This is a genomic window from Nonomuraea wenchangensis (assembly GCF_900111685.1).
Classification (GTDB): domain Bacteria; phylum Actinomycetota; class Actinomycetes; order Streptosporangiales; family Streptosporangiaceae; genus Nonomuraea; species Nonomuraea wenchangensis.
The window spans coordinates 191,198-210,196 of sequence record NZ_FOHX01000011.1 but is presented as its reverse complement, the minus strand read 5'-3'; the positions used below and the strand labels follow the sequence as shown (position 1 = coordinate 210,196).

General features: G+C 72.7%; 18 protein-coding genes. 9 read left to right on the top strand and 9 right to left on the bottom strand.

Annotated elements, in window-relative coordinates; genetic code table 11:
- Window positions 1-57 precede the first annotated feature (57 nt).
- Complete coding sequence (locus BMW85_RS30315; protein ID WP_143082440.1) at window positions 58-1,116, bottom strand: hypothetical protein; 1,059 nt, start codon at window positions 1,114-1,116, stop codon at window positions 58-60.
- A 157-nt stretch (window positions 1,117-1,273) separates the two neighbouring features.
- Between BMW85_RS30315 and BMW85_RS30310 the strand changes: the two genes are divergently transcribed.
- From BMW85_RS30310 to BMW85_RS30295, 4 genes are all read left to right on the top strand, one after another.
- Window positions 1,274-1,942 carry a TetR/AcrR family transcriptional regulator gene (locus tag BMW85_RS30310; RefSeq protein WP_177240951.1) on the top strand — a complete coding sequence of 223 codons (669 nt, stop codon included), beginning with the start codon at window positions 1,274-1,276 and terminating at the stop codon, window positions 1,940-1,942.
- A gap of 69 nt (window positions 1,943-2,011) precedes the next feature.
- Window positions 2,012-2,989: an LLM class F420-dependent oxidoreductase gene (locus BMW85_RS30305; protein ID WP_091088181.1), complete on the top strand. Its 978-nt coding sequence runs from the start codon at window positions 2,012-2,014 to the stop codon at window positions 2,987-2,989.
- Complete coding sequence (locus BMW85_RS30300; RefSeq protein WP_091088178.1) at window positions 2,982-4,400, top strand: amidase; 1,419 nt, start codon at window positions 2,982-2,984, stop codon at window positions 4,398-4,400. The genes BMW85_RS30305 and BMW85_RS30300 overlap by 8 nt, the downstream gene beginning before the upstream one ends.
- Window positions 4,401-4,465: 65 nt before the next feature.
- Window positions 4,466-4,816, top strand: a complete 351-nt coding sequence (locus tag BMW85_RS30295; protein ID WP_245775158.1) for a YkvA family protein — start codon at window positions 4,466-4,468, stop codon at window positions 4,814-4,816.
- On the opposite strand, the gene BMW85_RS30290 is transcribed toward BMW85_RS30295, so the two are convergent.
- From BMW85_RS30290 to BMW85_RS30275, 4 genes are all read right to left on the bottom strand, one after another.
- Window positions 4,813-6,009: an amidohydrolase family protein gene (locus BMW85_RS30290; protein WP_091088177.1), complete on the bottom strand. Its 1,197-nt coding sequence runs from the start codon at window positions 6,007-6,009 to the stop codon at window positions 4,813-4,815. The genes BMW85_RS30295 and BMW85_RS30290 overlap by 4 nt on opposite strands.
- Window positions 6,010-6,206: 197 nt before the next feature.
- Window positions 6,207-6,944 (bottom strand): tyrosine-protein phosphatase, encoded by a 738-nt coding sequence (locus BMW85_RS30285; RefSeq protein WP_091088174.1) that lies wholly within the window; start codon window positions 6,942-6,944, stop codon window positions 6,207-6,209.
- A 9-nt stretch (window positions 6,945-6,953) separates the two neighbouring features.
- Window positions 6,954-7,769 (bottom strand): SURF1 family cytochrome oxidase biogenesis protein, encoded by an 816-nt coding sequence (locus BMW85_RS30280; RefSeq protein ID WP_091088173.1) that lies wholly within the window; start codon window positions 7,767-7,769, stop codon window positions 6,954-6,956.
- A gap of 52 nt (window positions 7,770-7,821) precedes the next feature.
- On the bottom strand, window positions 7,822-8,289 hold the full coding sequence (locus BMW85_RS30275; RefSeq protein WP_091088170.1) for a winged helix-turn-helix transcriptional regulator: 468 nt from the start codon (window positions 8,287-8,289) through the stop codon (window positions 7,822-7,824).
- A 59-nt stretch (window positions 8,290-8,348) separates the two neighbouring features.
- Between BMW85_RS30275 and BMW85_RS30270 the strand changes: the two genes are divergently transcribed.
- The 3 genes from BMW85_RS30270 to BMW85_RS30260 all read left to right on the top strand — a co-directional run bounded on the left by BMW85_RS30270 (window position 8,349) and on the right by BMW85_RS30260 (window position 10,504).
- A complete protein-coding gene (locus BMW85_RS30270; RefSeq protein ID WP_091088168.1) occupies window positions 8,349-8,864 on the top strand; it encodes a GNAT family N-acetyltransferase in 516 nt (171 codons plus the stop codon).
- Complete coding sequence (locus BMW85_RS30265) at window positions 8,861-9,457, top strand: TetR/AcrR family transcriptional regulator (protein ID WP_091088166.1); 597 nt, start codon at window positions 8,861-8,863, stop codon at window positions 9,455-9,457. The genes BMW85_RS30270 and BMW85_RS30265 overlap by 4 nt, the downstream gene beginning before the upstream one ends.
- Window positions 9,458-9,544: 87 nt before the next feature.
- Window positions 9,545-10,504, top strand: coding sequence for a 2-hydroxyacid dehydrogenase (locus BMW85_RS30260; protein WP_177240950.1), 960 nt, complete (start codon window positions 9,545-9,547; stop codon window positions 10,502-10,504).
- A 7-nt stretch (window positions 10,505-10,511) separates the two neighbouring features.
- Here BMW85_RS30260 and BMW85_RS30255 read toward each other — a convergent pair whose 3' ends face one another.
- Window positions 10,512-10,814, bottom strand: coding sequence for a hypothetical protein (locus BMW85_RS30255; RefSeq protein ID WP_177240949.1), 303 nt, complete (start codon window positions 10,812-10,814; stop codon window positions 10,512-10,514).
- Window positions 10,815-10,965: 151 nt separating this feature from the next.
- Between BMW85_RS30255 and BMW85_RS30250 the strand changes: the two genes are divergently transcribed.
- Window positions 10,966-12,372, top strand: coding sequence for a DUF7059 domain-containing protein (locus BMW85_RS30250; protein WP_091088162.1), 1,407 nt, complete (start codon window positions 10,966-10,968; stop codon window positions 12,370-12,372).
- Window positions 12,373-12,650: 278 nt separating this feature from the next.
- On the opposite strand, the gene BMW85_RS30245 is transcribed toward BMW85_RS30250, so the two are convergent.
- From BMW85_RS30245 to BMW85_RS30235, 3 genes are all read right to left on the bottom strand, one after another.
- Entirely contained in the window at window positions 12,651-15,689 is a 3,039-nt protein-coding gene (locus BMW85_RS30245; protein ID WP_091088159.1) for an AfsR/SARP family transcriptional regulator, read from the bottom strand.
- A gap of 158 nt (window positions 15,690-15,847) precedes the next feature.
- A complete protein-coding gene (locus tag BMW85_RS30240; RefSeq protein WP_091088417.1) occupies window positions 15,848-16,492 on the bottom strand; it encodes a GNAT family N-acetyltransferase in 645 nt (214 codons plus the stop codon).
- Window positions 16,493-16,673: 181 nt separating this feature from the next.
- On the bottom strand, window positions 16,674-17,909 hold the full coding sequence (locus BMW85_RS30235; protein ID WP_091088157.1) for a pyridoxal phosphate-dependent aminotransferase: 1,236 nt from the start codon (window positions 17,907-17,909) through the stop codon (window positions 16,674-16,676).
- A gap of 79 nt (window positions 17,910-17,988) precedes the next feature.
- Between BMW85_RS30235 and BMW85_RS30230 the strand changes: the two genes are divergently transcribed.
- Window positions 17,989-18,990 (top strand): LysR family transcriptional regulator, encoded by a 1,002-nt coding sequence (locus BMW85_RS30230; protein ID WP_091088154.1) that lies wholly within the window; start codon window positions 17,989-17,991, stop codon window positions 18,988-18,990.
- The last annotated feature ends 9 nt before the right edge of the window (window positions 18,991-18,999 follow it).

The window sequence follows — 18,999 nt, the reverse complement described above, 5'->3', positions numbered from 1 at the left end:
CGTAGGCTTCCGTTTCCGTCCACCGCGGGTTCCGCCGCGTCGGGTTCGGTCCGCCTGTCACCGGAACAGGATGTCCCAGTGGTCGACCTCGTCGGCGAACGTCGTGCCCGAGGGCGAGCGGTAGAGCCGTGCTCCATCGCCGCGCACTCCTGACTTCTTGCTGTTCTTGGTGATGTACTGGTCGATGCAGGAGTTGTGGCTGATGTCGAGCTTGTAGCCGTTGCCGTGGCTGTATTGGCCGGGCGCGTGGCCGTCCTCCGTGCCGCCGGTCACCAGGATGGGGCAGTGGCTCTCCTGCTTGAGTTGGATGATCCGGGCGACCGTGCCGGTGCGCACCCTGTCCAGCGAGGTGCAGTGGTGGTGGTGCTTGTCCGTGCAGTTGCCGGTCGACTTGGTACGCAGCCCGGCGACCTTGAGCAGGCCGTCCGCCGTGGCGTGCGACATGCGGATCGCCGCCTGGCGGGGCAGCACGCGCGTGAGGTCCACCTGGGCCTGCTTGTCGAGCACCCTGGCGCGGTTGTGGACGACGTGCCGGTGGGCCCGCGGCATCCGTACGACGCCGGTGCGTACGGGGTTGCTCAGGGCCTCGGCCAGCGCACGGCCGGTCTGCTCGTCGCCGAACGGCGCCCCCATCTGTGGACCTGTCTGTGAGTCCGTCTGCGCTCCTGCCTCTGTGCTCGCCTGCTCGTCGGAGTGCTCGCGGTACCCGTCCTCGGCGATCAGCCACGGGGGCCTCTCGCCGGCGGTCCGCGCGAAGCCGAGGTCGCGCTGCGGGACCCACGCGTCGCGCTGCGGGACCCACGCGTCGCCCTGCGGGAGGCGGGCGTCGCCGTGCGGTGGCCGGCCGTGGCCGTCGAGTCCCTCCAGATGCTGCTGGAGGCGGCCGAGGGCCGCGCGGTCCACCCGGGACCGCGGCACGTCCGCGAGCGCCGTCAGGATGGCGGGCTGCTCCGGCTGCGGTGCTCCGTAGCGGGTTTCTGTGTCGGTCGTGCCGCTCGCGGCCTGCGTCCCTCCGGGGTGGGACGCGGCGGCGGCGGCCGAGGCCGATGCGATTATGGTGATCTCAATGCCGAGGAGCGCGACCGCAGTGAGTCGTGCTGTTCCACGTATCCACATGTCGATGCCTTTTTCGCGGAAATAGCCCTTCCGCCACAAACGACAATCCCACCATTCCCATGAGATAACTCCCGCCGCGGATGCAACTTTGCCTTGTGGCGGTGATCACCGTGCGGCTTCATGACTGAACCGCGTTTCACGACGTACAGTGACGAACGTGTCCGAAGCCCGAAACCGAGGATCGGAGAGCACCCGAGAGGTCATCGTCGAGACGGCCTTGCGACTGTTCAGGGAGCGTGGCTTCGACAGGACCACGATGCGCGCCATCGCCGCCGAGGCCGGAGTGTCCGTGGGCAACGCCTACTACTACTTCGCCAGCAAGGAGGCGTTGATCCAGGCGTACTACGACCGCGCCCAGGCCGAGCACGAGGCGGCCTGCCGGGAGTTCCTGGCCGCCGAGCGATCGTTCGCGGCCAGGCTGAGCGGGGTGCTGCGCGAGTGGGTCCGCGTCTCCGAGCCGTACCACGAGTTCGCCGTGAAGTTCTTCAAGCACGCGGCCGAGCCGACCAACCCGCTGAGCCCGTTCAGCAAGCAGTCGTCGCCGGCGCGTGAGGCGTCCATCGCGCTCTACCGCGAGGTCGTCGAGGGGTCGGCCGACCGGATGAACGCCGAGCTGCGCGAGGAGCTGCCCGAGCTGCTGTGGCTGCTGTCCATGGGGATGGTGCTGTTCTGGGTGCACGACACCTCGCCGGGGTGCGCGCGGACGTACCGGCTGATCGAGGTGACGGTGCCGCTGGTGGACCGGCTGGTCGGGCTGTCGCATCTGCCGGGGTTGCGTGGCATCACGCAGGACTTCATCGCGGCCGTCCACGAGCTACGGGCTTAGCGGGCCTAGGGGGCATACCAAACGGTTGGTATGGTCGCCTCGTCGGAACATCATTCTGGAGGCGCGCCGATGACGCAGAACTGGGGCATGACCATCCCCTTCTACGACCGCTCGCTCGCGAGGTCCCGGGAGCTGATCGCCGAGCTGCCCGGACTGGGCTACACGGACGCGTGGTCGGCCGAGGTCAACGGCGTGGACGGGTTCACGCCGCTCGCCCTCGCCGCCGAGTGGGCGCCCGGGGTCCGGCTGGGCAGCGCCATCGTCCCCGTCTCCACGCGCGGTCCGGGGCTGCTGGCCATGTCCGCGGCCACGATCGCCGACCTCGCGCCCGGCCGGTTCGTGCTCGGCATCGGCGCCTCCTCCCCGGCGATCGTCGAGCGCTGGAACGCCGGCTCGTTCACCAAGCCCTACGCCCGCACCCGCGACACCCTGCGTTTCCTGAAGAAGGCCCTGGCGGGGGAGAAGGTGACGGAGGCGTACGAGACGTTCGAGATCAAGGGTTTCAAGCTGGAGCGGGCGCCGAAGACGCCGCCGAGGATCGTGCTGGCCGCGCTGCGCCCCCGCATGCTGCGCCTGGCGGCCGAGGAGGCCGACGGCGCGATCACCAACTGGCTCTCGCCCGACGACGTGCGCAAGGTGCGCGCCGAGATCGGCCCGGACACCGAGCTCATCGCCCGGCTGTTCGTGTGTGTGAGCGAGGACACCGACAAGGTCCGCGAGCTGGCCCGCTGGATGCTGGCGAGCTATCTGACCGTCCCCGTGTACGCCGCCTTCCACGACTGGCTCGGCCGCGGCGAGCTCCTGCGCCCCATGCGCGAGGCGTGGGCCGCCGGCGACCGCCAGGCCGCGCTCAAGGCCATCCCCGACGAGGTGGTGGACGACCTCATCGTGCACGGCGACGCCGCCACCTGCCGGGCCAGGATCCGCGAGTACGTCGCGAACGGCCTCGACACCCCGATCCTCGCCCCCATCCCCGGCGGCGAGGTGCCCATCGAGCAGGCCGTACGCGACCTGTCGCCCAAGGCGGGGGAGGCGGACCGTGCATGACGCGCTGAGGCTGGACGCGGTCGGGCAGGCCGGGGCGATCAGGAACGGCGAGCTGTCGCCCCGCGAGCTGGCCGAGGCCGCCATCGCCGCCATCGAGGCCCGCGACGGCGAGCTCAACGCGGTCGTCTTCCCCCGGTTCGAGCGGGCGCTGGCCGAGCTGGACCGGCTGCCGCGCGAGGCGCCCTTCGCCGGGGTGCCGATCCTGCTGAAGGACCTGGGCTGGCGGCAGGCGGGCGAGCCGTACGCGGCGGGCTCGGCGGTCCGCGACGGCGTGGCGGACGCCGCGGACGGCTACGGCGTGACGCGGCTGCGCGAGGCGGGGTTCGTCATCCTGGGGCGGACGAACACGCCCGAGTTCGGCAGCACGATCACCACCGAGCCGGCGGCGTTCGGGCCGACCCGCAACCCGTACGATCCGGCGTACTCGGCGGGCGGCTCCAGCGGCGGCTCCGCCGCGGCCGTGGCAGCCGGCATGGTGGCGCTGGCCACGGCGAGCGACGGCGGCGGCTCCATCCGCATCCCCGCGTCCCTGTGCGGCCTTGTGGGGCTCAAACCGTCGCGGGGGCGGGTCAGCCTCGGCCCGGCGCTCGGCGAGGGCTGGAGCGGCTTCTCGTGCCCGGGATTCGTCACCAGGACCGTACGCGACACCGCCGCGGCGCTCGACGTGGTCGCCGGGCTCCACGCGGGCGACCCGTACGACGCGCCCGCGCTGCCCGGCCCGCTGGCCGCCGAGGCCGGGCGCGACCCGGGCCGGCTGCGCGTCGGCTACCTCACCGCCCACCCCAGGGCCGACGTCCCGGAGGCGGCCGAGCCTGCGGCGGCGGTCGCCGCGGCGGCGGCCCTGCTGGAGTCGCTGGGCCACGACGTGACGCCCGGCGGCCCGGAAGCGCTCGGCGACCCGGACTTCCCCGCCCACTTCGGCGCGATCGTGGCCGAGAACCTGGCCGCCACGGTCGACGGTCTCGGTGAGCTGCGCGGCAAGCCGGTCGAGCCGGAGGAGCTGGAGCCGCGCAACGCCGCCATGGTGACCGCCGCGCGCAGCCGTAGTGCGGCGCAGCACATCCGGGCCACGCAGTGGACGGACGCCTTCCGCCGCCGCATGGCCGCCTGGTGGAGCGCCGGGCACGACCTGCTGCTGATGCCGTCGCTCGGGGTCGCGCCGTTCCCGCTCGGCTGGATCCCGGCCGACGATCTCACGCTCGCGCTCGGCCGTACGGCGCACGCGGTGGCGTTCACCTCGCCGATCAACGCCACCGGCCAGCCGGCCATCTCCCTGCCGCTGCACCGCACGGTCGCCGGGCTGCCCGTCGGGGTGCAGCTCGTCGCGGCGTACGGGCGGGAGGACCTGCTGGTCCGGGTGGCGGCCCAGATCGAGCGGGTCCAGCCCTTCGCGCACGACGCCATGCGGTGATCGTCAGGAACCTCTCACCCCGGGGTCGCGTTATATCGTGAAAAGCCAGGGGTAGGGGGTTGGGCATGATGGCTAAGGCAGCACGGGCAGCGGCGGCGTGGCGCACCTACCGCGAGGTGACCAAGCCTGGATCGCCCGCACTGATGACCAGAGTGCGCGCCATCCCGCGCATGGTGCGCGCGGTGATGCGCGGAGAGTACGGCGGCATGGGCAAGGGCCGGCTCGGCCTCATGGCCCTCGGCGTCGTCTACATCATCTCGCCGATCGACGTCATCCCCGACTTCCTCACCCTGATCGGCGTCGCCGACGACTTCGGCGTGTTCCTGTGGCTCGCGACCGCGCTCCTCGGCGAGAGCGGCCGCTACGTCGAGCACGAGCGCCGGATCATCCTGGGGCAGGTGGAAGGGGAGGCCTAGATCTCCTCCATGCGCAGCCAGGCCCGCGACGGCAGCGGGTGCCCGAACAGGCGGGCCGCGTTGCCGTAGGCCACCCGGGCGATGTCCGCGGGCGGCAGCGGGCCGAGGTTGCGCGAGACGGCCTTCTGGGTGTCGGGCCAGGTCGAGTCGGAGTGCGGATAGCCGCTCTCCTGCAGCACGTGGTCGAGCCCGACCGCGAGCCGCACCCCCGACAGCGCGTGGTCGTCGCGCGTGCCGAAGAAGAAGTTGCGGCGCAGCACCTCGCTCGGCTTGAGCCCGCCGTCCCAGGACGCCTCGCCCGCCACCGGGTGGTCGAGCGCGTAGTCGGCGCGCTCGGCCAGCAGCGGCAGCCAGCCCACGCCGCCCTCGACGATGAGGATGCGCAGCGCGGGGAACCGCAGCGGCAGCCCCGACCACAGCCAGTCGGCGCAGGCGAACATGGCGGTGGTCGGCATCAGCGTGGTGATCGCCTCGATGGGCGTGTCGGGGGAGGGCACGGGCGACCACGACGAGTCGCTGGTGTGCAGGCACACGACGGTGCCGGTCTCCTCGCAGGCGGCGAAGAACGGGTCCCAGTGGCCGGTGTGGATGGACGGCAGCCGCATCCGGTTGGGGAACTCGGGGAAGACCACGGCCTTGAAGCCGCGCGCGGCGTTGGCCCTGATCTCCTTGGCGGCCACGTCGGGGTCGGGCAGCCACGGGAGCTGCAGCCCGATGATCCGCTCGGGATAGGTGCCCGCCCAGACGTCGATGTGCCAGTCGTTCCATGCGCGGACCAGCGCGAGGCCGAGCTCCTGGTCGCGGGTCCTGGCGAACGGCATGCCCGCCTGCTGGGCGAGCATGCCGGGGAAGCACAGCGCGGCCCAGATGCCGGCCACGTCCATGTCCTGGACGCGGGCCTCGATGTCATGACAACCGGGGCGCAGGTTCTCGAAGCGGACCGGGTCGAGCGTCCACTGCTCGCGGGGCAGACCGGCGCCGACGTCGATGCCGGCGCACGGGTAGGTGGCGCCGCCGTAGCGCCAGGCCTGGTGACCCGCCTCCGTCTCCACGACCTTGGGCGCGACGTCGGCGTATTTCTCCGGCAGTCGGTCTTCGAACAGGTCGGGCGGCTCGATCAGGTGATCATCGGCTGAGATGATCACATAGTCGCGCCGCCGGGGTTCGGGGTCGGGGAGCAGCGGCGTAGTCACGCAGGTAACCGTACGACGACGGGATAACGTCGAACAAGCTGCGACGTATCCGTTGGGTCTCCGAAGCAGCCAAAACGGCCCCGTGTCGCCGAGGCCCGGGACCGCCGGGGAGGGGGATCGCCGGACGATCCCGGGCGTTCGGGTCCGCCTGTTCCGGCGAGGACGCTGCTCGCGCGGACCCTGCCGCGCACCTACCCCTACGGCCGGCTTTCAGTCAGCAGGTGCCGGCGCAGCTCCTCCGTCGCGGCGGGGGAGAGGCCCACGACCTGCGCGACGTACCGTTCCGGCGAGCCGTGCCTGGCCGTCAGATCGGTCAGGAAGAAGCGCATCGCCTCGGCCGGGGCCAGCCCGAAGCCCGGCCAGAGCGCCGCGTCCGGGTGCCGCCGCCGCCAGTCGGCCACGAAGCGCTCGGTGGCCAGGCCGGTAAGTGCGTAGTCCGCCACGATGTCGTCCTCGCTCACCCCCGCGAGCGAGAGCACCAGCGCGGCCAGCACGCCGGTGCGGTCCTTGCCGGCCGCGCAGTGGATCACCACGGGCGCGTTGCCGGCGTCGGCGATCGTCTCCAGCGCCGTACGCAGGTTGGCCACGCCGTCCTCGGTGACCTCCAGGTAGCGGTCGGCGAGGTAGCGGGCCACGCCGAGCGCCTCGTCGTAGGCGTTGACGTCCCAGCGGCGGCCCTCGATGGGCAGGTTGTGGTAGCGCTGCCCCTCGCTCTCGGGGACCCGCCCCATCCTCTCGATCTCGAACGGGTGGCGCAGGTCGATGACCGTACGCACGCGCAGCGCCCGGAAGGCGGCGAGGTCGTCCCGGTCGAGCCAGCCGAGCGAGTCGGCGCGGTAGAGCCGCTGCCACCGGACGGCGCGGCCGTCGGAGGTGGGGTATCCACCCATGTCACGGAAGTTGCAGAGGTTGGCGAACTCGATGTGCCGGATCACCCCATCACCTTACGTCGAGGGGGTCCGCGCCTCCTCGGCATCGACGGGCGTGCCGGGCCCCTGCCCGTCGCCCTGCCCATCTCGTTGTTCGGCCAGCTCGCGGCGCAGGAGCAGGATCCAGCCGCCGATCGCCACGCCGATGAACAACCACCACTGGAAGGCGTAGGCCAGGTTGAGCCCGCCGCCGGCGCCCACGTCGGGCGCGGGGACCGGCTCGGGCGCGGAGGCGCCGGCCGGCTCCTGGGAGATGAGCTCGACGTACCCGTCCAGCAGCCGGTACGGGACCTGCCGCCCGATCGATCCCGCGTCGATCAGCAGCACCTGCCCGGCCGGCAGGCCGGAGACCGCGCGGATGCCGGAGGACTGCTCGGTCTCGCTCTGGCGTAGCCGTCCGGTGACAGTTACCTGCCCGGTGGGCGGCGGGGGCACGGCAGGCGGGGTGTCGGCGGTCGCGCCGGCCGGGACCCAGCCCCGGTTGACCAGCACGCCCGTGCCGTCGGCGGTGACGAGCGGGGTCAGGACGTAGAAGCCGGGGCGGCCGTCCTGGGGGCGGCGGCGTACGACGAGCGCGTGGGCCGGGTCGTAGGAGCCGGCCACGCTCACCTGCCGGAACCGGTCGGCGGCCTCGACCCGCCCGCCGGGCCCGGCCAGCCGCTCCAGCGGCACCGGGGGCGCCTCGATGTTGGCGGTGACCCGCTCGCTGTTGGCCGACCGCTCCTCGAAGCGCCCGTACTGCCACCGCCCGAGGAAGACGAAGGCGGGGATGGCGAGCAGCACCACCAGGGTGAGCCCGAGCCATCGGGGCGTCAGCAGGATCCGGTACACGCTCTCCAGGGTAGGCAGACCTGCCGGTGCCCTCGTACGCGCCTCGCCCTGATCAGGCGCTCCTGATCCGGGCGCCGGCGCCCGGCAGCGGGGTGACGTCGCGCGGCCCGGTCACCTCGTGGCCGTCCTCGCAGCGGAAGTGGAGCTCGATGGGCGCGCCGCAGTCGCGGTGGGTGAGCAGCACGGGCGGGCCCTCGTCGTCCGCCAGGTATCTGTCTCCCCAGTGCATGAGCGCGACCAGCAGCGGGTAGAGGTCGCGGCCCTTTTCGGTGAGGCGGTATTCGTCGCGCTGCCGCTGGCCGGGCTCGCGGTAGGGCTCCTTGCGCAGCAGCCCCTCCTCGACCAGGCGGGCCAGGCGGGCGCTGAGGACCTGGCGGGGGGCGCCGGTGACGGCCTGCATGTCGGCGAAGCGCCGCACGCCGCTGAACGCCTCGCGCAGCACCAGGAAGGTCCATTTCTCCCCGACGATGTCCAGGGTGCGCTCGATCGAGCAGTTGTCCACCCGGAAGGGAACGTTCATTTCCTCATTATATCTGAGTTCGATTGACAGACTCAGGTCTGACCGGGCAGGCTGGGTCCATGTTAGGAACTCAGATCCGCCTCGCCGCGGCCGACGACGAGGAACGGGTCCGCCGTTTCCTGTGCGGGCTGTCGCCGCACACGCAGACGCTGCGGTTCTTCACCGGCCTCCCCTCGCCGGCGGCGAGCCTCGTCCGCGCCCTGGTCGCGGTGAACGAGCGGCGTGACGTACTCGTGGTCACCACGTCGGACGGCGAGATCGTCGGGCACGCGATGAGCTACCAGGGCGGCGCCGCCGACGTCGAGATCGCGGTCGTCGTCACCGACGACTGGCAGGGTCGTGGGCTCGGTCCGCAGCTGATCCGTATGCTCCTGCTCAGGGCCTTCGTCCGGGGCGCGCGTACCGTCGCCATGGACGTCATGGGGGAGAACCGGCGGGCGCTGCGACTGGTCCGCAGGCTGTGGCCGGACGCCAGGATGACGGTGTGCTCCGGGGCGGTCGAAGTGACCGCTATGATCGATCCGGCCGTCCTATTTGCGGAACAAGGTTCTGTTGCCACACCATTGACAGTGTGAAGAGTGTCAAGAACGGACGCGACGGCCGGACCCGCATCATCGAGGGCGCCCTCCGCCGCTTCAGCCAGGACGGGGTGTCGGCCACGACGCTGGCCAGCCTCCGCGAGGAGAGCGGTGTCAGCGTCGGCAGCTTCTACCACCACTTCGCCAGCAAAGAGCATGTCTTCGGCGTCCTCTACGCCGAGATCCTCGATGCCTACCAGGAAGCCTTCCTCGCCAAGCTCACCGAGCACGAGGAGGCGCGCGCCGGCATCGAGGCCGTCGTCGCCTTCCACATGCGCTGGGCCGGCGAGCATCCTGAGCGGGCCCGGCTGCTCATCAGCGAGCGGCCGCCGCGCAAGCACGAGCCGGGCGGGGCGGAGGTCGCCGAGGCAAGGCGGGCGTTCTTCCGTCAGGTGTCCGACTGGTGGCGGCCGCACATGAAGAACGGCCTGCTCCAGCCGGTGCACCCCACCATGTGCTACGTCCTGTGGCTGGGCCCGTCGCAGGAGATGTGTCGGCTCTGGTTCGCGGGGGCGCACACGCCGACCGAGGAGGAGATCAAGGGATTGGGCGAGGCGGCCTGGCACAGCCTGCGACAGCCCGCCGGGTGACGCCCGTGCAGCCGCCCGCGCGGGGAGTGTAGCGCCTGCGCGGGGAGCGATGATTTGAGCACGGTTCGTGGTGTTATCGTGCTGTTTGTGAGACGACCTCGGGCTCTGGTATTGCCCGCCTTGCCGGAGAGCGCGCTCGCCCGCCTGGCCGAGGTGGCCGAGCTGACCGAGGTTCCCGCGCGCCCGGACCTCGGCTTCACCGACGAGCGGCTGGCCGATCTGGTCGTGGAGACCGGCGCCACCGTGCTCGTCACCGACGGGGACCAGGTCCGCGCCTCGGTCCTCGACCTGGACCTGGACGTCGTGGCCGTCATGGGCGCGCCCACGAGCGTCGACCTCGACCTCGCCGCCGCGCGCGGGGTCCCCGTCCTGCACGCGGGCGACCGCGACGCCGACGCGGTGGCCGAGCTGACGCTGGCGCTGATGTTCGCGGTCAGCAGGCACATCGTCACCGCCGACAACGAGGTGCGCAGGGGTCTCGCCAACCGCGGCAAGGTGCCGCCCGCCCAGCGGCACCGCGGGCGCCGGCTCACCGGCCGCACGCTCGGCATCGTGGGGCTCGGCCGGGTCGGCGAGGCCATGCGCTGGCGGTGCGAAGGGCTCGGCATGCGGGTGATCGCCTGCGATCCCTGGGTCGCCGAGGCCACCCACTCGTTCGACGAGCTGCTCGCCGAGTCCGACGTGGTCTCGCTGCACCTGCCGCTGACCGCCGAGACGCGCGGCATGTTCGGCTACGCCGAGTTCGCCGCGATGCGGCCGGGCGCGATCTACCTCAACACCTCGCGCGGCGCGCTCCACGACCTGACGGCCCTGGTCGAGGCGCTGCGCCTGGGGCACCTGGGCGGCGCCGGGCTCGACCACTTCGAGGGGGAGTGGCTGGATCCGTCCCATCCGCTGATCGCGCTGCCGAACGTGGTGCTGACGCCCCGGCTCGGCGAGGCCACCGGGGAGACGCGCGAGGAGCTGGCCGAGGCGCTGGTCGCCGACATCGAGCGGGTGCTGCGCGGCGACGCGCGGCCGGCCGTGCCGTTCGCCCGGCCGGCCTGACCCTCCTTCAGGCGGGCTGGCGCAGCCGGGTGTGGACGCGCCAGCTGGAGCGCTCCAAAGAGATGTCCAGCCGCAGCTCGCCCCGCTGCCGGCGCAGCCCCGGCACCCGTACGCGGTCGTGCACGTCGAACCGCCCCCGGCACGGATAGCCGAAGCCGAGCTCGCCGGGCAGCACCCGCAGGTCGTCGCGGTTGCCGCAGTGGGGGCACGTCCAGGACACCAGGTCGAGGCCGCGGTTGTAGTCGGAGCAGGCGTTGAAGTACTCGTCGGGCCCGAAGCGGGATTCGCAGGCCAAACAGGGGATCAGCATGAGACCCACTCCTAAGAGTCGTTCCTTGCCTCCATAGAGATACCCCGCCGCGCTTAGCCATCGCTTGCAGTTCACTTGGGTACTTGTGTAACAGTATGGGCACTGTGGGTGTCAGATCATGTGCGTGCGTCCACGGTGAAAGGATGGGCGGGTGGAACGACTGCGCCAACTCCTCCTCCGAACCGACTACACGATCGACGGCGTACGCGAGCGGCTCGGCAGCATGGCCGCCTCGGCCCTCGCCCGCGAGGAGCTGGTGCCCGCCCTGCGGGCGACCGCCGGCGGCGACCCCCTGGCGACGCTGATCAGGCTGTGGTGGCTCGGGGTGCCCGTCCCCGCCGCCGCGCTCGGCCCGGAGGTCCTGGACTCGGGCCTGGTCGAGGAGGCCGGCGGCGGCGAGGTGCGCGCGACGGTCCACCTGCAGCCCTGGGAGACCGGCGGCTACCTCGTCTCCGACCGCAAGGTGCGGCCGGGCGACCCGCCGCTGCGGTCCGACCACGTCGTGGGGGCCGGCGGGGCCTCGGCCAACCTGGCCCAGCTCGTCACCCGCCGCCCGGTGGGCAGCGCGCTCGACCTCGGCACCGGCTGCGGCGTCCAGGTGCTGCACCTGGCCGGGCGGGCCGAGCGCGTGGTCGCCACCGATCTCAACCCGCGCGCCCTGGAGCTGGCCCGGCTGAGCTGGGCGCTGTCCGGTGTCGAAGGCGTGGAGGCACGGGCGGGCTCACTGTACGACCCGGTCGAGGACGAGCGGTTCGACCTGATCGTGAGCAATCCGCCGTTCGTCATCGCGCCCGGCGGCGAGGGGAAGCTGACCTACCGCGAGTCGGGCGAGGCCGGTGACGCCTTCTGCCGCGAGCTCGTCCGCCGCACGCCCGCCCGGCTCAACCCCGGCGGCCAGGCCCACTTCCTGGCCAACTGGCTGCACGTCGAGGGCGAGGACTGGCACGACCGGGTGGGCGGCTGGCTGCGCGAGACCGGCTGCGACGGCTGGGTGGTGCAGCGCGACGTCCAGGACCCGGCCGAATACGTCGAGCTCTGGCTGCGCGACGCCGCCCGGCAGGGCACCCCCCGCTACACCGAGCTCTACGACCGCTGGCTGTCCTGGTTCGACGAGCACAAGGTGGAGGGCGTCGGCTTCGGCTGGATCACCATGCGCGCGTCCGGCACCCTCGACCCGGTCGTCCGCGTCGAGCACCTCGACCACCAGGTGGTGCTCCCGGTAGGCGACTACGTCGACGACGTGCTCGACTCGATCGCCGCCGCGCACCGGGCGGACGCCCTCGACACGGCCCGGCTGCGCACCGCCGCCGGCCTGCTCGACGAGCGCGTCGGTCTGCCCGGCGCGGAGGACCCCATCCGCATCGTGCTGCGCCAGACGCAGGGGCTGCGGCGCAGCAGGGAGGTCGGCACGGTGGAGGCCGCGCTGGCCGGGGTGTGCGACGGCGAGCTGGCACTCGGCCCGCTGCTCAACGTGATCGCCGAGCTGGTCGGAGAGGGCGAGATGCCGGACGCCGACGCGATCCGGCCGCTGATCGCGGAGGGCTACTTCCTGCTTTGATCCGGCGTTGATCGGACGTTGACTCCACGGGTGAAGACTGTGACCTACGACACGGACCTGGGGGGTTCGAGGGCCGTGTCGGGTCCGGCCGGTCGTCTTGCAGTGAGGCGGCTGGCCGTCGCGTGGAGCATCCGGATGACCGGGCCCCCTAGCGAAGCGCGGCGGTGAGGATGACCGGCCGGGCTGCTCATCTTGCCGATCACGAGCGCCGATCGTGAATGCCGAGGACAGCCTTGATCAACCATGTGTGGATGACACGTCTGGACGACGAGCTGTACTCAGGTCTCGACGACGGCGTTGTGGGGCACGCCGTCCAGCAGGACCTTGAGATCGCCGGCCTCGGGGGCGCCGAGCCGGGAGAAGACGTCGTACGCCTGCCGGAGGCACGCGAGGCTCCTGGAGAGGTCGCCGAGCCCGCGCAGGGCCTTGCCGAGCACGGTCAGCGACAGCGCCTCGCCGTAGGGGTGGCCGATGTCGCGGGAGACGACGAGAGCCTGCTCGGCGTGGCGGACGGCCTCCGGATAACGTTCGGCGGCGATGAACGTCTCCGCCAGGCGTGAGCACACCCGCTGCTCCCAGACCCGCTGCTTGCTGGCCCGGAAGAACGCCAGGCACTCGGCGTGGTGATGGACGGCCTCGGTGAGCCGGCCCACGCGCGACAGCACGATGCCGAGATGGTAGCGGGCGCGGGCGGTCCCGGCGCCGCTGCCCATCTCGGTGAAGATGGCGAGGCCCTTCTCGGCCGCCGCGATGGCGTCGTCGGGCCGGCCGAGGCCCAGGTGCTCGCGGGCGGAGTAGCTGAGCACCAGCGCCTCGCCGGCGGGCACGCCGTTCTCGCGATACCAGGTCATGGCCGCGTCGAACAGCGCCAGCGCCTCGGCGTGCCTGCGCTGCCTGCCGACGACCACGGCCAGGGCGTTGAGCACCTCGCCGGTGACGACCTTCTCCGCGCGTTCGGCCGACAGCTCGCGCACCCGCCTGAACTGCTCCTCGGCCTCGCGCAACCGGTTGGCCGCGAACAGCACCCGGCCCAGCACGTAGCGGGAGCGCAGCTCGCTGCCCTCGTCGCCGATCCGCAGCGCGGCGGCCAGCACGGCCCTGGTGCCCTGGTCGAACTCGCGGGTGTGGGTGCCGGACTCCAGCAGCGGCTCCATCGCCACCAGCAGGTCGCCGGCGGGCAGCAACTGCTCGCCGGAGCGGGCGGAGGCGGCGGTCTGGCCGATGGCGGCGAACAGCGAGTCGCCCTCGGCGATCAGCCACGCCACGGCCTCGTCGACCGTGGTGAACGTACGGCCGGTGCCGACCACCACCAGGTTGTCGGCGATCGCGCTGCCCTCATAGGCGAGCCGGTGCGCCGACTGGGCGGAGGCCAGGTAGAAGCCGAGCAGCCGGCCCAGCGCGAGCGCGAGCGCCTCGGGCGGCTCGGCCTTGTTCAGCTCACGGCGGGCGAACAGCCTGAGCAGGTCGTGGTAGCGGTAGCGGCCGGGGCCGGGCGCCTCCAGGAGGCTGGCGTCCACCAGCGACTCCAGCAGCGCCTCGGTCTCGTACGCGGGCAGCGCCAGCACCGCCGCCGCGGCCTCGGAGGAGATGTCGGGCCCGCTCGGCAGCGACAGCAGCCGGAACGCGCGGGCCTGCTCGGGCGCGAGCTGGCCGTAGCCGAGCGCGAATGTGGCCTCCACGGCCAGGTTGCCGACGCGCATCTCGTCGAGCCGGCGCTGCTCGTCGGCCAGGCGGGGCGCCAGCGAGGCGACCGTCCAGGAGGGGCGGGCGGCCAGGCGGGCGGCCACGATGCGCACCGCGAGCGGCAGGAACCCGCAGGCGGCGACGACGTCCATGGCGGCGCCGTGCTCGGCGGCCACCCGCTCGGGCCCGGCGACGGCGGCGAACAGCGACAGGGCCTCGTCCGGCTCCATCACGTCGAGGTCCACGAGCCGGGCGGCGGGCAGGTCGGCCAGCTTGACCCGGCTTGTCACGATCGCGGCGCAGCCGGGGGAACCGGGCAGCAGCGGGCTGACCTGCTCGGCGTCGCGGGCGTTGTCGAGCAGCACCAGGACGCGCCGCTCGGCGAGGAGCGAGCGGAAGAGGGCCGAGCGTTCGGCGAGGCCGTCGGGGATGACGTCGGGCGGGATGCCGAGCGCGCGCAGGAAGCCGCCGAGCGCGGACTCGGGGGCCGTGGCGCCGTCGCCGTAGCCGCGCAGGTCGGCGTAGAGCTGGCCGTCGGGGAAGACCTCCTCCACCTGGTGGGCGACGTGCACGGCGAGCGTGGTCTTGCCGACGCCCCCTATGCCGGAGATCGCCACCAGGGGCAGGCCCTCGGCGGAGGCGGTGGACAGCAGCGAGCGCAGCCGGGCGGCCTGCTCCTTGCGGCCGGTGAAGTCGGTGACCGCGGCGGGGAGCTGGGCGGGCCTCGGCAGCTCGGGGGCCGCGTACGGCTCCTCGTCGCCGGGCTGGGGCTCCTCGGCCGGCCCGTCGGCGGATGTCGCGGGCCTCACGGGCTCGGCCGTGGGCTCCTCGGCGGGGGCCGGAGGCGGGGCGAGCGTGGGGTCGGCGGTGAGGATGCGCTGGTGAAGCGCGGTCAGCTCGGGGCCGGGCTCGATGCCCAGCTCGTCGATCAGCGCCTCGCGGGTCTCGGTGAAGACGTTGAGCGCGTCGCCCTGCCGGCCGCACCGGTAGAGGGCGAGCATGAGCTGGGCGCGCAGCCGTTCGCGCAGCGGGTGGTCGGCGGTGAGCGCGATCAGCTCGGAGACGACCGCGGCGTGGTCGCCGAGCTCCAGGTCGACGTCCATGAGGGTCTCGACGACGCTGAGGCGGCGCTCGGCCAGGCGGTCGCGCTGGTGCTCGGCGTACGGGCCGGCGGTGCCGGCCAGCGGCTCGCCCTCGAACAGGGCGAGCGCGGCGCGCAGCCGGTCGGCGGCCTCGCGCGGCCGGCCGGCCCTGCGCGCGGTCTCGGCCTCGGCGATGCGGCGCTCGAACCGGGTCAGGTCGAGGGCGTCGTCGGGCAGCCGCAGCGCGTAGCCGCGGCCGATGGAGGTCAGCAGCTCGGGGCGGGAGCGGGCGACCCGGTCGGGTTCGAGCACGGTGCGCAGCCTGGAGACGTAGGTGCGCAGCGCGCCGAGGGCCCGCGGCGGCGCGTCCTCGCCCCACACGGCGTCGATCATCTCGTTGGGCGAGACCGCGCGGCCCTCGCGAAGCAGCAGCATCCCGAGTATGGACCGCTGGAGTGGGGTGCCCAGGTCGAGCTCCCGGCCGTCCCGCCACGCGCGGACAGGACCGAGCACGGCGAACCACAGGCCGCCTTCACCGCTCTGACCAGCCATGCCGTCTGTCTCCCCGCCAATGGAACGTTTTGTGTCCAAATAATAGATCGAGGTGCGATCGTCACCTAGATTGAGTACGCCCTCTTGCAGAGCGTCGGCGGGGCCGAAAAATACAGGCCCCGCCCACTTGCGTGAGCGGGGCTGAGGTGAACGGAGACTCAGGCTGCCTCGAACAGTCCCATCCGGCTGAGCAGGCGCTCGCGGACGAGCGGCCATTCGGAGTTCAGGATCGAGTAGAACGCGGTATCTCGGACCGTATTGTCGGCGCCTCGGCTGTCCGCTCGCCGCACACCGTCGAAGTGTGCGCCGAGGGCCTCGATGGCGGCCCGGGATCTGGTGTTGCGTACGTCTGCTTTGAGAGTGATGCGGTGGACGTCCCAGGTCTCGAAGGCGTGCGAGAGCATGAGGAACTTGCTCTCCCGGTTGACACCCGTGCCCTGGGCGCTCGCGCCCAGCCAGGTGTAACCGATGTCCGCCACGGACGGGATGTCGCCCACCGCGCCGCGCGTACCCGGAGGCCAGGGCATGGGGCCCTGCCAATACTCCAGGTGCATGAGACGGGTGGCACCGACCACGCGGTCGGTGTTCAGCCACCGGATGGCGAAGGGCAGCGTGCGGCCCTCCGCCTGCTCAGCCATGGCGGCCTCCACATAGGAGACCATCTCGTCCCGGCCGTCCGGAACGCGAGTGAAGGCGTACGTGGCACGGTCTTCACTCGCCGCGGCGACGAGGTCATCGACCACCGCGAGGCTGAGAGGCTCCAGGCGCACGAGGCGCCCGGACAAGGTGACAAGAGCGGGCATGTGCACATGATGAAGGGTGCACGGGGTGTGTGTGACCATGCCATTGGGAAGATCTTTCCCGGGTTTCCGCGAGCGGGCTGTTTTCGCAGGTCAGAGGCCCCTTTTGGGGGACGTTCAACCGGCTCTTGGGCAGAAATTCGCCTAACCGTGACATGGCGGCGGGACGGCGGTCCGGCCCGGTTCACGCCCGGTCGAGCGCGAGGCCGGCGAGGCCGCGGGAAAGATGGTCGAGACTGTCCGCGATCCAGGGCAGCCGGAGCGGGTCGTCGCTGGTCAGAGCGGTCATGCGCTGCTCGGGCGAGGTGCCGTAGAGCAGGCTGACGGCCACCCGTACGCGGGCCGCGGCCGGGTCGTCGCCGAAGGCGTGTCCCGGCAGCACGCCGATGCCGTGCTCCTCCAGCAGCAGCTTGGTCAGCTCGGCCGAGCCGCCGAGCCCGAGATGGCCGAGATCGGGGTAGAGGTAGAAGCCGCCCTGCGGCTCCGGCACCCGAGCGCCGGCGGCGGCGAAGCACGCGTGCACCGCCCGCGCGAGCGTGCCGTGCAGCCGGCGGCTGAGGTTCACCCGCTCCACCAGCTCCTCCGGCTCGCCGAAGGCGTAGGCCGCGGCCTCCTGCACGGGAGCGGCCGGCGCCGACCAGATCTCGCTCGCCACCGCCAGCAGCTTGCCGCGCAGCGCGTGCGCGCCCGTGGGGAGCCTGACCACCCCGATCCGCCAGCCGCCGAGCGCCAGGCTCTTGCTCAGCCCCGTGGTGATCACCGTGCGCTCGGGGGCGAGGTCGGCCGGCGAGGTGTACGGCAGGGCGGGATCGTGCACCAGGTCGCGGTAGATCTCGTCCGAGATGATCGTCAGGTCGAGCTCCCTCGCCACCTCCACGAGGCGGGCGATGCTCTCCGGCGAGGCCAGCCGGCCGGTCGGGTTGTCCGGCAGCGTGACCAGCACGGAGCTGACGGTCCGGCCGGCGGCGCGGGCGGCGCGCACCTCGGCGGCCACCCGGTCGGGGTCGGGCACGCCGCCCTCTCCCTGCGGCGCCGGCACCAGGACGGGACGGGACCCGACGAGGTCGGCCTGCGCGGCGTAGCTGACCCAGCTCGGCATGGGCAGCACGATGTCGCCGCCGATCGCGAGCAGCAGGCCGTACAGCAGGGACTTGCTGCCCGGTCCGCAGACGACCAGCTCGGGGTCGGTGCGGAGCCCGCGCCGGTCCCAGTAGCCCGCCGCCGACTCCCGCAGCCCGGCCGCGCCGGCGACCGGTCCGTAGCCGTTGTGCTCGGAGGCGGCGGCCAGCCGGTCGCGCAGCGCCGGGTGGACGGGCAGCCCGGCCTCGCCGAAGGCCAGGTGGAGCACGCGTTCCCCGGCGCGCCGTCTTCGTTCGATGTCCTCGTTGGCCGCCAGGGTGGCGGACAGGGTAACCGTCATGGCTGTCACGTTCCCAGCGTGATTGGATGAAGGCATCACCACAAGCGAGGCTTTTCGTGGGTAGGCGTAAGGAAGTCTGATGCTCGAATTGCGGCGGTTGGTCCTGATTTGCGAGTTCGCTCGCCGGGGGAGCATCGCGGCCGCCGCCGCCGCGCTCGGCTACAGCCCCTCCGCCGTCTCGCAGCAGCTCCAGGCGCTCGAACGCGAGGCGGGCACCGCGCTCATCGACCGCACCGCGCGCAGCGCCGAGCTCACCGACGCCGGCCGCCGGCTGGTCGCCCACGCCGAGCGCATCCTGTCCATGGTCGAGGAGGCCGAGTCCGACCTGTCGGCGCACGCCGGCACCCCGTCCGGGCGGGTCATGGTGACCGCGTTCCCCACGGCGGCGGTGGCCTTCGCGCCCGCGCTGGCCCGCTCGCTGCGCCGGCACACCGGCCTGACCCTGCGGCTCGGCCAGGCCCGCTCCGGGCGCGGCATGCGCGAGGTGCGCTCCGGCGAGGTGGACATCGCGCTCGTCGACGACTGGTACGGCCGCGTCCGCGACAGCGACAGCCTGCGCGTCTTCCCGCTGCTGCGCGACCCGCTGGTCCTCGTGGTGCCCCGCAAACACCGGCTGGCCGACCCCGACGTGCCGCTCGACCTGCGGGAGCTGCGCGACGAGCCGTGGATGGCGACGCCCGACGGCGAGCCGTCGCGCCTGGCGGTGGACCGGCTGCTGGTGGACGTGGGCGGCATCCGGCCGACGCCGTGGGAGTTCGAGGGGCTGACCACCATCCTGTCGCTGGTCGCCAAGGGCATCGGCATCGCCGCCGTGCCGGCGCTCGCGCTCGCGGGGGGCGTACGCGGGCTGGCCGTACGCCCGATCCCCGGCAACCCCGTCGGCCGCGACGTGCACGCGGTGGCCCGGGGCTCCAGCGTGCACCGGCCGTCGGTGTCGGTGACGCTGCGGGCCATCCACGTGGCCGCCCGCTACATCGCGGCCGACCTGGAGCCGGTGCGGGCGGCCGAGCGGCCGAGGCCGGGCGACGCGCCGGCGGGCGGTTTCCTCGACAGTCATCTCGGCAGTCCGCTCGGGGAATGAGCGGTAGCG

Bases quoted from the DNA above. Each gene is read 5' to 3' on its own strand.
- BMW85_RS30240 (WP_091088417.1), bottom strand. From the start codon at position 16,492: ATGCCCGCTCTTGTCACCTTGTCCGGGCGCCTCGTGCGCCTGGAGCCT.
- BMW85_RS30230 (WP_091088154.1), top strand. From the start codon at position 17,989: ATGCTCGAATTGCGGCGGTTGGTCCTGATTTGCGAGTTCGCTCGCCGG.
- BMW85_RS30295 (WP_245775158.1), top strand. From the start codon at position 4,466: ATGATGGCTAAGGCAGCACGGGCAGCGGCGGCGTGGCGCACCTACCGC.
- BMW85_RS30255 (WP_177240949.1), bottom strand. From the start codon at position 10,814: ATGCTGATCCCCTGTTTGGCCTGCGAATCCCGCTTCGGGCCCGACGAG.
- BMW85_RS30315 (WP_143082440.1), bottom strand. From the start codon at position 1,116: ATGTGGATACGTGGAACAGCACGACTCACTGCGGTCGCGCTCCTCGGC.
- BMW85_RS30245 (WP_091088159.1), bottom strand. From the start codon at position 15,689: ATGGCTGGTCAGAGCGGTGAAGGCGGCCTGTGGTTCGCCGTGCTCGGT.
- BMW85_RS30235 (WP_091088157.1), bottom strand. From the start codon at position 17,909: ATGACGGTTACCCTGTCCGCCACCCTGGCGGCCAACGAGGACATCGAA.
- BMW85_RS30305 (WP_091088181.1), top strand. From the start codon at position 2,012: ATGACGCAGAACTGGGGCATGACCATCCCCTTCTACGACCGCTCGCTC.
- BMW85_RS30275 (WP_091088170.1), bottom strand. From the start codon at position 8,289: ATGAACGTTCCCTTCCGGGTGGACAACTGCTCGATCGAGCGCACCCTG.
- BMW85_RS30270 (WP_091088168.1), top strand. From the start codon at position 8,349: ATGTTAGGAACTCAGATCCGCCTCGCCGCGGCCGACGACGAGGAACGG.